The sequence below is a fragment of the Edaphobacter sp. 4G125 genome (assembly GCF_014274685.1).
In the GTDB taxonomy this organism is placed as follows: domain Bacteria; phylum Acidobacteriota; class Terriglobia; order Terriglobales; family Acidobacteriaceae; genus Edaphobacter.
In genome coordinates, this window is record NZ_CP060393.1 from 948,177 (window position 1) to 962,361 (window position 14,185).

At 55.5% G+C, this 14,185-nt stretch carries 10 protein-coding genes and 1 tRNA gene; 4 read left to right on the top strand and 7 right to left on the bottom strand.

The annotated features are described in order from the left end of the window. The first annotated feature begins 270 nt into the window (after positions 1-270). Positions 271-3,948 carry a carboxypeptidase regulatory-like domain-containing protein gene (locus H7846_RS03860; protein ID WP_186695215.1) on the top strand — a complete coding sequence of 1,226 codons (3,678 nt, stop codon included), beginning with the start codon at positions 271-273 and terminating at the stop codon, positions 3,946-3,948. 186 nt (positions 3,949-4,134) lie between these two features. Here the strand turns inward: H7846_RS03860 and H7846_RS03865 are convergent, their stop codons facing one another. The 3 genes from H7846_RS03865 to H7846_RS03875 form a co-directional block, all read right to left on the bottom strand. After that, a complete protein-coding gene (locus H7846_RS03865) occupies positions 4,135-4,503 on the bottom strand; it encodes a YbjQ family protein (protein WP_255460829.1) in 369 nt (122 codons plus the stop codon). Between the two features lie 50 nt (positions 4,504-4,553). Further along, positions 4,554-5,600 carry an anthranilate phosphoribosyltransferase gene (trpD, locus tag H7846_RS03870; protein ID WP_186695216.1) on the bottom strand — a complete coding sequence of 349 codons (1,047 nt, stop codon included), beginning with the start codon at positions 5,598-5,600 and terminating at the stop codon, positions 4,554-4,556. A gap of 227 nt (positions 5,601-5,827) precedes the next feature. Then, positions 5,828-6,928 carry a sigma-54 interaction domain-containing protein gene (locus H7846_RS03875; RefSeq protein ID WP_186695217.1) on the bottom strand — a complete coding sequence of 367 codons (1,101 nt, stop codon included), beginning with the start codon at positions 6,926-6,928 and terminating at the stop codon, positions 5,828-5,830. A gap of 522 nt (positions 6,929-7,450) precedes the next feature. Between H7846_RS03875 and H7846_RS03880 the strand changes: the two genes are divergently transcribed. Together H7846_RS03880 and H7846_RS03885 are read left to right on the top strand one after the other, a co-directional pair. After that, positions 7,451-8,851, top strand: a complete 1,401-nt coding sequence (locus H7846_RS03880; protein WP_255460965.1) for a sigma-54-dependent transcriptional regulator — start codon at positions 7,451-7,453, stop codon at positions 8,849-8,851. A 17-nt stretch (positions 8,852-8,868) separates the two neighbouring features. Next, positions 8,869-9,360, top strand: a complete 492-nt coding sequence (locus H7846_RS03885) for a DUF6982 domain-containing protein (protein ID WP_186695219.1) — start codon at positions 8,869-8,871, stop codon at positions 9,358-9,360. A gap of 18 nt (positions 9,361-9,378) precedes the next feature. Here H7846_RS03885 and H7846_RS03890 read toward each other — a convergent pair whose 3' ends face one another. The 3 genes from H7846_RS03890 to H7846_RS03900 all read right to left on the bottom strand — a co-directional run bounded on the left by H7846_RS03890 (position 9,379) and on the right by H7846_RS03900 (position 11,935). After that, the gene (locus tag H7846_RS03890) at positions 9,379-10,329 is read right to left on the bottom strand and encodes an SDR family oxidoreductase (protein ID WP_186695220.1); all 951 of its coding nucleotides are present in this window, start codon (positions 10,327-10,329) and stop codon (positions 9,379-9,381) included. 212 nt (positions 10,330-10,541) lie between these two features. Beyond that, positions 10,542-11,225 carry an anti-sigma factor gene (locus H7846_RS03895; RefSeq protein ID WP_186695221.1) on the bottom strand — a complete coding sequence of 228 codons (684 nt, stop codon included), beginning with the start codon at positions 11,223-11,225 and terminating at the stop codon, positions 10,542-10,544. Next, positions 11,222-11,935 (bottom strand): RNA polymerase sigma factor, encoded by a 714-nt coding sequence (locus H7846_RS03900; protein ID WP_186695222.1) that lies wholly within the window; start codon positions 11,933-11,935, stop codon positions 11,222-11,224. Before H7846_RS03900 ends, H7846_RS03895 begins: the two co-directional genes overlap by 4 nt. A gap of 275 nt (positions 11,936-12,210) precedes the next feature. Between H7846_RS03900 and H7846_RS03905 the strand changes: the two genes are divergently transcribed. After that, positions 12,211-12,286 (top strand) — tRNA-Ala (locus H7846_RS03905). A 479-nt stretch (positions 12,287-12,765) separates the two neighbouring features. Here H7846_RS03905 and H7846_RS03910 read toward each other — a convergent pair. Beyond that, positions 12,766-14,076 (bottom strand): hypothetical protein, encoded by a 1,311-nt coding sequence (locus H7846_RS03910; protein WP_186695223.1) that lies wholly within the window; start codon positions 14,074-14,076, stop codon positions 12,766-12,768. Positions 14,077-14,185: the final 109 nt, after the last annotated feature.

The following is a 14,185-nucleotide window of genomic DNA, read 5'->3' on the forward strand; positions in this document are numbered from 1 at the left end:
ACTGCCCTGCTCCTCAAACCAAGGTGTATAGAAGGATAGACGGGCATACGGGATTTTCATTGACAGATGATGGAGTCAGCTTTAGCGTTGACTCCATTCCCCGGGTCCCTGACGATTCGAGTGTTTCTTCCGGTCGTGACCTCGCTGGTCCGATGGTTGCTCCCAGGCACCTCAGCCGCTCGTCTTCGTTGAAGACGCCTTCTCCGATTCGCAGGTGAAAGGCGCTCCAACCCAAACTGTATTCAACATGAAGCACTTTTGTGGAGGCATATGTCACGTCGTTGGCTGTTGTCGCTCTGTAGTGTCGTTTTGCTGGTCAGCGGGCTTACCCTGGGACAGGGAACCACGAGCCGCATCTCCGGAATCGTTACGGACTCTTCGGGAGCGATTGTCGCCAATGCGACGATTACGGCGGTGAATGAAGGAACCGGAGCGACCTATGTGATGAAGTCGTCGAACGCAGGGACCTACGCGTTTGATTTATTGCAGGTCGGCCGGTACACCATCAAGACCGAAGCTCCAGGATTCAAACAGTTCATCTCGACGGGCAATGTACTGGCCATCGGTGTTCCTACGAACGTCAATCCAAAGTTGGAGGTCGGCGGCAGCACAGAGACGGTAACGGTTGAGGGCGGTTACGATCTGGTGCAAACGGAATCCTCGGGAAACCTGGGAGGCGTCATCGACAGTGTCACGATAACGCAGCTGCCGATTGTGGGATCGCGTGGAAGAAATCCCGTGGGGCTGGTGCAGTACATGCCCGGTGTGGTGCAGAACGGGGCTAATGCGAGTGGAGGTGGCATCAACGTAAATGGCTCCCGCGACCGCGCATGGAACTATGTGATGGACGGTATTGACGCGAACGAGAGCTCCTCCGGCGGAGCCAATACCTCTCCGCCGCACCAGAACCCAGACATGCTGGCGGAGTTTCGCGTGATTACGGCCTCACCAACAGCGGAGTATGGGCGCAACTCCGGCGCGCAGGTGCTGATGGTGACGAAGTCGGGATCGAACCAGTGGCACGGCAATCTGTTCTGGTTCTATCAATCTCCGTTTCTCCGTGCGAATGCACCGGAGAACAAGGCAGCAGGGCTTCCGCGAGGACAGTTTGTACAGAACATTCCCGGCGGATCGCTGGGAGGGCCGATCTGGAAGGACAAGGCCTTCTTCTTTGTGAACGTAGAACTGTTGCACGCAGCCACCAGCACGGCGCTGACCCGCACGGTATATACACAGCAGGCGCGGCAAGGATTGTTCCGCTATGCATCGAGCGGACGCAACCAGCCGGCTGGAGTGGCAGGAGCATCTGTTGATGCCAACGGAAATGCAATCGTTCCGGTAAGCACGTATGACATGGTGGCGAACGATCCCTTCCATAAAGGACTTGATTCGGCGATGCAGAGCTATTTCGCGCTAGCTCCGCTGCCGAACAACTTTCAGTCGGGTGATGGATTGAACTTTTCCGGCTACAGCTTTGTGGCTCCGTCGACTGACAAGCAGGTGGATGTTGCCTTCAAGATCGACTACCGGTTCAACGAGAAGAATTCCGTGTACTTCCGTTGGCTTGGCGGTCATCAGAACACCTATGCGGATTCGACGAACGCTGGCTGGAGCACTTTTCCAGGGCTTCCTGTCGTTGTAAATACTCTTCGAACGCCACGGAACTTTGCGTTCAACTGGCGTTGGGCTCCGACGCCGAAACTGGCCAACGAATTTGTAGCCGGTATGAACCGGTTCGGTTATAAGTTCGAGAATCCTGGCTCGACGGCAAACGCCAAGTCTCCCTTTGTGACCAGTCTTGTGACAGCTCCTCTGGTCTCGGCACTTGGAAATAATCGTTTCCTGACAACCTTTCAGTTGGTGGACAACGTGACCTATGTGCATGGCCCACACATCTTCAAAGGGGGAATCAACTTCCGATATGGCCGCGAAATTGATCAACGCGGCTCGGTGGGGAGTCTGAATGCTATTCCGCAGGTGACGTTCTCGACGGGAACCAGCGGCAATGCTCCGGATACAAATGCATATAAGATCCCGAAGACGGGCATCAATACTAGCTTCGATCAACCCAACCTGAATACAGCGATCAATGAGTTGCTGGGGCGCGTTGGACAACTGCAAGAAGGCTATGTAGCAGAGCCGAACCTGAATGCCTTCAAGCCGGCAGGCACGCTCAATAACATGGATCACCGCTGGCCGGAGTACGACTTCTACGTGCAGGACACCTGGCACGCGTTGCCCAACCTTGTGTTGGACTTTGGCATTCGTGTGGATGCCCGCCTGGCGCCAGACCTGCATAGTTTCCCAGGGTTGATACCGAATCAGTCGTTGGACTATGGCATGCCGTTGACCAGTGCGTTGCAGTTTGTCCACGGGCCGTTCATGTCGAACCGTTGGACGAACTTCGGGCCTTCGGCGGGTTTTGCCTGGGACCCATTGAAAGACGGAAAGACCTCGATCCGCGGCAGCTTCCGTATTGCCTATGACCGCATCAATCCCTTCTCGTTCTCGTCGTCGGTCTTCCAGGGAATGCCTGGATTGACCTATCAAGTCGTCGATGCAACCTCAGGTTTGGATAACTTCGCAACGAACACACCAGGAGTACGAGCTGCGAACTGGTTTGTGCCTCCTGCGGGCGCGACTCCGTTGAGCCTGACGACTCCGCCGCAGTACAGCGCTGCCTCATTGGTCGTTTCCGACCCGAACATGCAGACTCCAACAGTCTCGATGTGGGCTCTGAGCGTTCAACATGAGCTGGCGAGGAACACTGTGCTGACGGTGAGTTATATCGGCAATCATGGAACGCATCTGTACGGCGGATATGACAGTAATCAGTCGGAGTTCCGTACGAATGGCTTCCTGGATGCTTTCAAACAGGTACAGGCAGGACAGGACAGCCCGCTGATGGACAAGATCACTTCTTCCGATACACGGCGTAAGTCCACTGAGACAGGAACGCAGTTTATTCAACGTGCCTATGCTTCCAATGTGGCGCTGAACAATGTGGCAGGACTGGCTAATTCGCTGGCTACCCGGCTACAGCCAGCGACAGGTTATCCCAATGGCAAGCCGCTGGTAACGTCCTCGGGGCTGCGGGATAACTTCTTCAAGCCATACTCGCAGTATCTGGGTGGGCTCTTCGTTCTGCAGACAAGGGACTACTCGAACTACAACGGTCTGCAGGCGCAAGTAGAGAAGCGGTTCTCCTCGGGCTTTCTCGTGACGGTGAACTACACATACTCGAAGTCTCTGGACACACGCTCGTTCGATCCGACCTTTACACTGGTCGGAACAGGGGGAACGCAGTCGGCTGCGGGAACTCCGTTCGACTATCACACTCCACGGTTAAACTATGCGGCTGCGGACTTCGACAATACGCATGTGATCAACGGCTACTACGTGCTCGATCTGCCGTTCGGCCACGGACGACATTATGGCTCGCAGTGGAACCGCGGCGTGGACTGGCTGGTGGGTGGGTGGCAGATCTCCGGCGATGGCTATTGGCAATCGGGGCGTCCGCTGACGATCTACGCTGGCTCGAATACCTTCTCTGGCACAGTACAGACACCCGCTTCGTGCGATCATTGCGACGCCCACATGGGTAAGGTGCACACGGAGGCAGGACAGACGTACTTCCTTTCAGCTGAGCAACGGGCGAAGTTCTATGTACCTGCGCCGGGTGAGTTCTCAAACCTGGGCCGGAACTGGCTACGACAGAATGCAACCTGGAGCACGGATGCGAATCTGTCGAAGTCGTTCCACACTTGGAAGGAACAGTATCTGCAGCTTCGGTTCGAAGTGCAGAACCTGCTAAACAACGTGACATACGACACGATGGGATCACAGTCGATTCAGTCGTCGGTTTTCGGCCGCCTGAATGCCGGGACCGACGGTGTGGTCAATAGCTCGCCACGGCGTGCGCAGCTGGCTGCGAAATACGTTTTTTAAGGAACAGGAAAAAGGGAGTGCGGGCTGACGGCTGCGCGTCCTGTTCCTGTTGGAAGCGGATACAGTTCGCGCTTTTCGCGCGAATGCCCTTTCGTGCCACGACAAAACTGCGGCCATGAGTGGAGTACCCCGGCAAGAGCCATGTGAAGGCGACAAAAGGCAGGTCCCGAATGATTGCCGATGCAGTTAGATGCGTTCGACCACGACGGCGGTTCCATAGGCGAGCACTTCGGTGACACCCTGCATCAACTCGTTGGCATCGTAGCGGGTCGAGATAATGGCGTTTGCTCCTCGTTCGGAGGCGTGCTGCATCATCATCAGAAAGGCATCCTGACGGGTCTTTTCACAGAGCTGCGAGAGCAGAGTGATATTGCCGCCGAGCACGGTCTGCAAACTGGCTCCGATAGTTCCGAAGATGGAGCGCGAGCGCACTACGATCCCGCGAACGACCCCGATGTTGCGGACGATACGGTAGCCGGGAAGTTCCAATGCCGTGGTGACCATGGCGGGATCAAGAAAGGCGTTGGGAGGCGGAGGATAAGTCGAACTGGACATGCGAGGTACGCTCCTTTGCGAAGTCAGGAAGAGGATACCTGACAACTCCATCAGGATTTACGAGTCAGAGTTGCGATGAGTTCCGTAACGACTCCGGCGTCAATGGTGTGGGCCGCAAGAGCAACTCCCGTAGGAAGATCGGGGGAGAGATCGGCTGCGACCAGAACTGCCGCGGCGTTGAGCAGAACGATGTCGCGACGAGGGCCGGATTCTCCAGAGAAGATGGCACGAAGGATCGCGGCGTTCTGCTGTGAATCTCCTCCAAGAAGCGACTCCATGGGAGCACGGGTGAGTCCAACATCCTCGGGAGTGATGGTGGAGGTGGAGACGACACCATTTCGTACCTCAGCCAGGTGCGTGGGGCCAGAGATAGAGATTTCGTCCAGCCCGCGAACGATCCCGTCCTCATCCGGATCAGTGGTTCCATGGACGACGAAGGCGTGACGTGTTCCGAGCAGCGCCATCGCGTGGGCGACCAAGGGAACGGCATGGGCTGAGTAGACTCCCATGACCTGCGCTGAGGCCCCTGCGGGATTTGTGAGCGGGCCAAGCAGGTTGAAGACAGTTCGGACGCCGAGCGCACGACGCACCGGCATCACAGCCTTCATCGCAGGATGAAGCGACGGAGCGTGCAGGAAGGCAAAGCGGTGATGCCGAAGCGCTGTGGAGGCCTCCATTGGTGTGAGATCGACGGGGATACCGAGCGCCTCAAGGACGTCGGCCGAGCCGCACTGCGATGTTATGGCGCGATTGCCGTGCTTGGCGATAGAAGCACCAGCGGCAGCGGCGACAAGCGCAGATGCTGTGGAGATGTTGAAGGTCCGGCTGGCATCTCCGCCGGTGCCGCAGGTGTCGACAAGGAGGGCCTGTTCATCGGGATTGAGTGGTACGCGCGTGACAGCTGATCGCATCACATCGACAAAACCTGCAAGCTCTTCGGGGGTTTCTCCACGAGAAGCTAGTGCGCCGACGAGGGCGGCGATCTCGATGTCGGTGAGCTCGCCGGAGACGATCTGTTGCATCAGATCGCGGGCCTGCTCCCGTGAGAGCGTGGCGCGACCCTCGATAAGGTGCTTGAGATGGGGCTGAAGGGGCATTGCCTTTAAAGGGTAGCAGGAAGAGTAATCCACCATCCTCCTCGGAAAGAGAGAGACGATGACGGGCCAGGATGTGCTATGTCCAGGTGGAGGCGTAGTCTTGTGCGTACTGGGCGTTCAGTCGGCGTTCAAACGCAGCCGTGGTGTGCCGCCGATCCCAGTTCTGCCAGATGAGGTGCCCTCGATAAGCCCGTTCAGCTTAGGTTGCCGGAGAAACGACCCGGCTCTTAATAGAGTCGGGTTCGGCTAGATGAATGGGAAGATGGCGTCGGGGCAGCCGGCGGGTCATTCTTCTTCAATCCGGAGGAGGAACGGATGGGACGAGGTGGAACCTCGGGCATACCGGCCTCGCTGAGTTTGTAAAGCAGGGAGCGGTAGCTGATCTGCAACCACTTTGCGGTCTTCTGCCGGTTCCAGCTATTGGCCTGGAGAACCTTGAGGATGATCTGCCGTTCAAGGTCATGGGTCGCCTGGCGAGTGATGTTTTTGAGAGACACCGGCTGGCTGAGGTCGATTTCTGCTGTAACTCCGCTGCGAGACTGGTCGGGGATCAATTCGGCGACCAGGGCGTCCTCGCTGCCGATCAGGACATAGCTGCGGATCAGGTTTTCGAGCTGGCGGATGTTTCCGGGCCAATGGTAGTTCTGCATCAGTCGCATGGCGCTCTTGGAGAGCAGCTCCGGGGTATGGCGGAAGGTACGCGAATAGTGCTCGATGAAGTAATCAATCAGAATGGGGAGATCGGCGATTCTTTGACGCAGCGGCGGAAGGTTGATGGTTACAGCATTGATTCGGAAGAGGAAGTCGAGCCGGAAGGTACCGCTCTCCACCTGGTTTCGGAGGTCCCCGTTTGCGGCGGATACGAGCCGGGTAGCGATGGAGCGGGACTCATGGCCACCGACCCGGACGAAGGTCCCATCCTGGAGGACCTGCAGCAGCTTGGATTGAACATTGAGATCGAGGCTGCCGACCTCGTCGAGGAACAGGGTTCCATTGTGGGCCTGCTCCACCCGGCCCAGCTTGGTGGTGGTGGCGCCGGTAAAGGCCCCCTTTTCATAGCCGAAGAGTTCGGTTTCGAGCAGAGAATGGGGAATGGCCGGGCAGCTGACCTTGACCAGGCCTCCACGGGAACGGAGAGAGAGAGCGTGTAAAAGCTGAACGCAGATCTCTTTGCCGGTACCACTTTCGCCCTGGATCAGGACGGGAACGTCGGTCGCGGCAACCCGCTCGATCTTATTGCGCACAGCCTGCATGGCTGCGGTTTTTCCAAAAAGGATATCCAAGGGAGGCAGATTGAAAGCGGCAGCGGACTCAGAAGAATGAATCAAGGTTGTTTTCCGGTCTTAGAAATGTCGGATCAGAGTTGCAACACATTTCACTTAGCACGTGGCTCGCCAATCTCGTTTCAGAGAGTTAGAGTTTTGGGGAAGAGGGGTGTTTTACGAATACCGGCCGCAGCAGGAAGGGAAAATGTGAGGTGGTAGGGAGGTTTACAAGAGGATTTGTAAGGTAACATTAGATTTCATTACTTTAGTCATGATAAAAATGACTTCTCCAATGAAAGGAAAAGAGAAGAAGAATGGCTCCTTTTTTACCTGGGGTGGTAAACGTTTTTCTCTTTTGTCGGCAAAATTATTAACATTTTTGTGTCATAGTTTGCGCATTCGAACTAGAATCTCGCTAGGCTAGTAGCTCACCGGAAGTTTCCCCACTTCCTGGGTGGTGATATTTGAGATACAAGGCTGGGAAGCAAGCACGATTGAAGACCAGCCGGGCTCGCAAGGTTCAGGCGAAAGAGCCTGAACCGGCATTAGAGGGGTATTGGTATGTCGGCTTCTCCGTCTTATAGTATGTCTGCTTTGAAGTCTGTTTCTAAGTCCCGCCCACAGGTTCTTATCCTGGAACCTGATCTGGCTGTGCTGGATTATCTCCGTCTTACGCTGGGCGATCGTTATGCGCTCAGTTTGTTTTCAGAGGAGCAATCGCTTCTCGATCGCCTTTCGCAGAGCGATGAACCGGATATGCTGCTGGTGGCCCTGCACTCGGGCCGCGATTCTTCGCTGCTGACGCAGATCCGGTGTGCGCGTCCGAACCTTCCTGTCGTCGTGCTTTCCTGCTCGGCCGACCTGCGCGATATGGAGCATATTATTCGCTCCGGCGTCCGTGCGATTGTGATGAAGCCCTTTGTGGGGTCGGATGTTGAGGAAACGATTGAGGAGCACCTCGACTCTCCGGAGCGGAGGAGCGCGATGGCGGATTCGCCACGCGAGGTTCCTCTCAATGACACTCACTCGTTTGTGCGTTCCAGCAAGAGGATGCGAGACCTGGAGTCCCAAGCCTCGCTGGTAGCTCGGGCGGATATTCCGTTGCTGATTCTGGGAGAGAGTGGCACCGGTAAAGAGATTCTTGCGCTCTATACGCATAAGATGTCGTCGCGGAGCGCGAATACTTTTCTAAAGGTGAACTGTGCCGCAGTTCCGGCGGATCTGCTGGAAAGTGAGTTGTTCGGGTACGAGCAGGGCGCGTTTACCGGAGCGGTCAAGACCAAGCCTGGAAAGTTTGAGATCTGTTCGGGAGGGACGATCTTCCTGGACGAGATTGGTGAGATGCCGGCGATTTTGCAAGCCAAGCTGCTACAGGTGCTGCAGGATGGAACCTTCTCGCGCCTAGGAAGCCGCTCTCCAATGAAGGTAGACGTGCGGGTTATTGCCGCGACCAATATCAATATGAAAGAGGCGATGGCGAATAAGACGTTTCGCGAGGACCTCTATTACCGCCTGAATGGCTTTACGCTGAATATCCCTCCGTTGCGCGAACGTCAGGAAGAGATTCCGGTATTGGCCGAGTACTTTATGCGGAAGGGCGCGAAGCGCTATGGCCGTGATCCGCTGCCTTTCTCGCAGAGGCTAATGGATGTTCTGATGGTCCATAGCTGGCCGGGAAATCTTCGGGAACTTGAGAATGTGGTGAATCGTTATCTTGTTCTGGGAGATGAACGGTCTATTCTTGACGAGTTGGCTCCGGCTTCTGCGCAGAGTTCGAATGGAGCTGCCGCAGAACCGTCTGGAAGTGCCGGACTGAAGGCGATGGTCAAGAACCTTAAAGGTGGAGCCGAGGCGGCTGCAATTGCACAGGTGTTGGAGGAGACTGGATGGAACCGCAAGGCAGCGGCAAACGATCTGCAGATCAGCTACAAGGCACTCCTCTACAAGATCAAACAGTACGATCTGTCTCCACAAAGTCGCGCGTAGCTGCCAAGATTGCGGCGATGGCGGCGGCAGCTTCGGAAGGGGTTTATCGCGTTGTGGTCCGCTTTGAGGATCGGACGGTTCGAGGAACGGTCCCAATCCATGAATTGGGAACAATCGAACAGCTTCTCCATAGCGAATCGAGGTCTCCGTTAGAAACGGTTCGACTGAGCCTGGTGGATACGGGCGAGGTCGAAGAGATCCCGACGCACGGGGCCAAGGCGGTCTTCTTTGTGAAGACCTTCGATGGCGATGAACGCCACCAAGCGCTCCACTTCCATGAGAATGCGCCGATCGTACCCGGGCTATGGGTTCGGGTGTATTTCTATGATGGTGAGATGGTGGAAGGCATCATCAGCAACACACGGGATTTTGTGTTGGAGGGTGGCTTCTTCCTGATCCCGACTGACCCCAATGGAAATAACCAGCTGGCCTATATCAATAAATCGGGCCTGAAGGATTTCCATGTTTTGGGGATGCGGAATATGCCCAAGAACCTGCATCGACTTTGATTTGCAACTCAGAAAATTTCAAGCGGAGACGACAGATTCTTTTGCCCAGGCGATGGTTTGCTCGAGCCCATAGGCGAGATCAGCGACGACCTTATAGCCAAAGGCGGACTTTGCGGCAGAGATGTCGGCGACGGAGTGCTTGATGTCGCCTTCACGTTCCGGTGCATGGTTGATGCCGCCTGGGTAGCCGGTGATGCGCTTGATCTCGGCGAAGGCGTCGAGCAATGTAATGCGATCTCCTGTGGCGACGTTGAAGACGCGGCCTGCCACCTTTTCCGCCGGAGCTTTGGCGGCGAGCAGATTGGCGCTGACGACATTGTCAATGTAGGTAAAATCACGGCTGGTTAGACCATCACCGTAGATGGTGGGAGTCTGGCCGGCGAGCATGAGAGAGATAAAGCGGGCCAGCACTCCGGAGTATTGAGATGAGGGGTCCTGGCGCGGACCGAAGATATTGAAGTAACGCAACGATACGGTTTCGAGCCCATAGACGCGGGTGTAACTGGAGAGGTAGTGTTCTCCCGCGAGTTTCTGAACAGCGTAAGGAGAGAGCGGAGCGGGAAGCATCGTCTCGGATTTGGGAAGTTCGGGGGAGTCGCCATAGGCAGCCGAGGAGGCTGCGTAAAGCACGCGTTTTACGCCTGCTTTGCGCGCAGCTTCGAGCAGGTAGAGAGTTCCGGTCAGGTTGGGGCCGTTGGTTCCGATTGGATCGTCGACTGACTTGGGGACGGAGGGGATTGCCGCTTCGTGAAAGACGTAGTCCACGCCGTGGCAGGCTTCGTCGATGGCGTGCTGATCGAGCACATCGACGTTGCGGAAGTCGATGCTTGAGCGGATCTCTTCGATATTGGCGGTCGAGCCAGTAGAGAGATTATCAACGCCGCGCACCTTTGCGCCTTCGGCCAGAAGAGCCCTGGCGATGCTCGATCCAATAAATCCAGCAATCCCGGTAACGAGAACGGTAGACATGAGCCTCCAGAAGATAAGGGGGAATAGATCCGACCCAAACATTACAAGGTTATCGTATGGAGGTCTTCCTCTGCGCTCTCGAACGCTACATCAAAAGTGGGAGAAGATTTATCTCACACATCTCTAAGGGGAGAGGATCCAGACACGAAGTGATCGGGAGCAAATATCGCATCTGCCGGAATGCGGATGACATCATCTTGTAAAGAAGCAGTTTAGCCTTCTACGGAGATTCCCGAAAAGGTCATAACAACGCGACTGCGTACAGGGGTTCCGAAGACCCGCGCGGGCTCAAAGACGCTGAGGAGCAGTTGGTCGATAACCTGGCTGCGCACGGAGGAGTCTTCCGGACCAGAGACGATATGGTAGTCGTAAACGCGTCCCTGATCGTTCACGAAAGCCTCGACAATAATGGCCGAGTCGTGGGAGGTGACGATGGGGCGCGGCATAACTGCAGAGTAGAGATAGTGCGCCGAGGTCATGGCTCCCAGTGGCTCGTCGTTTGCCATAACCGCCTGTGGCGCGGCAAACAGACCCAGTAGAACCATGATGGTTCCGACGAGAGCAACGGAGCAGGCCGCTCCAGCAGAGATCTGAACCGCCCAGGGGCGAATCGTGTTTTCCCAACACAGGGCGAGGGTATCGCGCCAGCTGTGATTTCGTGTAGCGATCTCGTGCGAGATGGCTACACGCAGACGGGTTCCAAGATCGGCGGGAGCCCGGGTGGGACCGAGCGAGGCCAGAGCATTCTGCATTTCACGCAACGACGCAAACTCTTCGCGGCAATCTTCACAGTTCTCAAGGTGCCCACTGATGGACTGCATCTGCACACCATCTACCGCACCATCCAAATAGGCTGAGAACAAGCAGCGGATATTGTCGCACTGTGGGGAGTTCATCGTGTCACCGTCTCCGGGCTGGAAATCCCGGCCTGAAGGTTGGATGGAGAGGGGTTGAGGGAAGAAGCAAATTTTTTCGATTCAGTGACCAGAAGGACACGGAGTGCAGTGCGACCGCGGGTCAAGCGCGATTTCACTGTGCCAACGTTGATATCGAGAATCTCGGCGATTTCTTCGTAGGCAAATCCTTCGATCTCGCGTAGTACGACAACATTCCGGAAGGACTCTGGAATCTGCTGAAGCGCCTCTTCGACGTTGCGACGGAGTTCAGCCTGGGCCGCAAGATCGAAGGGCGAACCTCCGCGATCGGCCAGGGTGGCAGCCAATGGGATACCGTCATCTTCGGAGTCCGCAGAATCGAAGGTAGAATCGATGGTCAGCTCCTGCTTCTTATGACGACACCACCAGCGGCGCTGGTTCGAGGCCTCGTGCAATGCAATTCGATAGAGCCATGTCCGCAGGCTGGATTCACCATGAAACCCGCGAATGCTGCGGAAGACCTTGATGAAGACCTCCTGCGTAATATCGGCGGCGTCGGCAGGATCGGTGAGGCTGCGGGCGATCAGAGAATAGAGAGGCTGATGATACTGCGCGATCAGAATGCCGAACGCATCTTCGCTGCCGGCCTTAAGATCGGCGACGAGAGCTGCTTCTTCGGTAGTGATGCCTATCGCGCTGGTCAGATTTCCCACGAATGTTCCCACCTGCATTGGGTGACCTCTACACTAAAGCTTTTGTGGAACGCATGGCAAATGCACGTCTCGGTACGGAACCGAGCGAGAAGCTATACCGCCGGCGGTCGAGTGCCTCGCTCACTCTAAAGACTTAGACACCAGTGAATTCAACAAAGTTCCCGACTATGGGCGTTTGAAGAGTTATTTTCCGGGGCGAAAACTTGTTAGAAAAAGATCGGATAAGGGGAATCAGCGAAGTTTGACGAATCGAACCCCATATCAGAGAATAGAAGAGTCCTTCCCCTACGAGTGGGCCTGTGGCGCAGTTGGGAGCGCGCTTCCATGGCATGGAAGAGGTCATCGGTTCGATCCCGATCAGGTCCACCAAATAATCCCTACAAAATCAAGCGTATGCCGGAAGCGGAGCACCCCCTCCTCTTTAGTGATTTGGTGTAACTTTCGGGACTATAGTCTTGGCTGCGGCTTCAGCAGTTCGTAGGATGCACCTGGCAGGTTTCTCTCTGTTTCCACGGAGAAGATACTCATCTTCTTGGTGAACTGCTCCGGCCACAAGGCAGCTCATCGCTCTAATATTTGGTGTCAAAGACCACCCCCAAGAGGCTGGGTATGCCGGTTTATAACTGTTTCCGTCAATAACTTAGAGCGGTCCATGGCGTGGAACAGGTCATCGGTTCGATCCGATAAGGTCCACCAAATCATTTCAATAACTTCGCCCACAACCGCCGAAGGAACTGGCGACCCGTGGGATTCCGGTTTCCGCTTTCTTTTAATAGGGTGTTCTTCAATCTCAATTCCTGTGAGAGTTATGTCTATATATCCGTTCTGTAAGCAGCAAGAGTGAAGTTTTACCAGGACGTCGATGCAATCACTGATGGTGGGCCGGGCTCTCCATTAATGGTATTGGTGGCAAGGACGAGTTCGAAGTTTTTGCTGGGAGTCAGGCCTTTTTCTACCATCCAAGACTTCAGCTCGTCATTGCTGGTGACAAATTCGGCGGCGGCTTGAGTTCCGCTTTTCCCGATGCCGGCGGCGATGAGAACGTGTTGTCGGATTGTGGGATCGAAGTAGTTTGCGACTATGGCATAGTCGCGCGAGTCGCTATGGACAAGCTGCATGTTATTAAATGTCAGGATTTTGGATGGCTGCTCGTGGTCGAGGATGGAACTTGATAAGTGACCGTTACGGGAAAAGTAAAAACGTAATCCCGAGGTGAGTCGAATGGTCCAAATGTTGTCCAGGCCGCCAATGAGGATCACAGGCCCTTGGCGCAGCTCCTCGAGTGAGGTATCGGAAGAGCCTTTAAGGCGATAGCTGCGCGGGGCCCGCGTGAGCAGATCCGTGACCTTGCTATAGCTGGCAATATCACTGATTGGAACCATATCCCATTCAGTCATGCTGTCCAGCATGGATTGCGGACCAGTGTTTGAGGAGCTAGCTGCAGGTTGATCTGTGGCGATATCGCCGCCCTGGGGACTGAGGGAGTGAACTCCCATCACGATGAGGACCTGCTGACCTGATGAGAGGATGGGAGCCCAGAAAGTGCGAATTGGCTGCTGCTCTTTATAGCGCTTGATAAACAGGCCGGTGCACCCGAGAGCCAGTGCAGAGGCGACGATCACGAGCAGACCCCACCAAGGAAGGCCCTTTCGATCGGAAGAAGAAGCAAGGAGAGACGGGGGTACAGGATCGGAGATGGTGGTTTCTTCGGGTAAGGGCGCCACGATTTCCGTTTCGGATGTGGTGAGGTGCTCGGCAAAAGACGGCGCATGTTTTGCATGCAGAAATTGCGGGACATAGGATCCAACGGGAAGGTAGACACGAAGTTCTTCCTCGTGGCCGGACTCCTGATAGTACTGTGCGATACGCTTACGGATCTCTCCAGCAGTGACGCGGACAATCGGATCAGCATTGGTGTCGTAATCGCTAGGCCTCCCAAAGACGTCGGTGCCGAGAGTCCGCTCTTTAAGGAGATGGGTTGCTCCGGCCAATGTCTGTTCGACGATGAAGCTCAGGAAAGAGGGGTAGCGTTTGCTGTTACGGAAGTGTCTGCTATCAATGATCTTCTCGACCTGCAGAATGATGTCTGCGCGACTAAAGGTCTCTCCCTGAATCGAGATATCACCATCGTCTGAGGGTAGGGTCTGTTGAGTTGCCATGGCAGGACTTTTTCTCAACTCCAGTGCAGGCGAAACTTAATACTTACTATCGGGGCGTATTATACGTCGGTTACAAGGAGTCGCGTTTCTCTATATCTATCAATAACTT

Bases quoted from the DNA above. Each gene is read 5' to 3' on its own strand.
- H7846_RS03880 (WP_255460965.1), top strand. From the start codon at position 7,451: ATGTCTGCTTTGAAGTCTGTTTCTAAGTCCCGCCCACAGGTTCTTATC.
- H7846_RS03865 (WP_255460829.1), bottom strand. From the start codon at position 4,503: ATGTCCAGTTCGACTTATCCTCCGCCTCCCAACGCCTTTCTTGATCCC.
- H7846_RS03895 (WP_186695221.1), bottom strand. From the start codon at position 11,225: ATGAACTCCCCACAGTGCGACAATATCCGCTGCTTGTTCTCAGCCTAT.
- H7846_RS03900 (WP_186695222.1), bottom strand. From the start codon at position 11,935: ATGCAGGTGGGAACATTCGTGGGAAATCTGACCAGCGCGATAGGCATC.
- H7846_RS03890 (WP_186695220.1), bottom strand. From the start codon at position 10,329: ATGTCTACCGTTCTCGTTACCGGGATTGCTGGATTTATTGGATCGAGC.
- trpD (WP_186695216.1), bottom strand. From the start codon at position 5,600: ATGCCCCTTCAGCCCCATCTCAAGCACCTTATCGAGGGTCGCGCCACG.
- H7846_RS03910 (WP_186695223.1), bottom strand. From the start codon at position 14,076: ATGGCAACTCAACAGACCCTACCCTCAGACGATGGTGATATCTCGATT.
- H7846_RS03860 (WP_186695215.1), top strand. From the start codon at position 271: ATGTCACGTCGTTGGCTGTTGTCGCTCTGTAGTGTCGTTTTGCTGGTC.
- H7846_RS03885 (WP_186695219.1), top strand. From the start codon at position 8,869: ATGGCGGCGGCAGCTTCGGAAGGGGTTTATCGCGTTGTGGTCCGCTTT.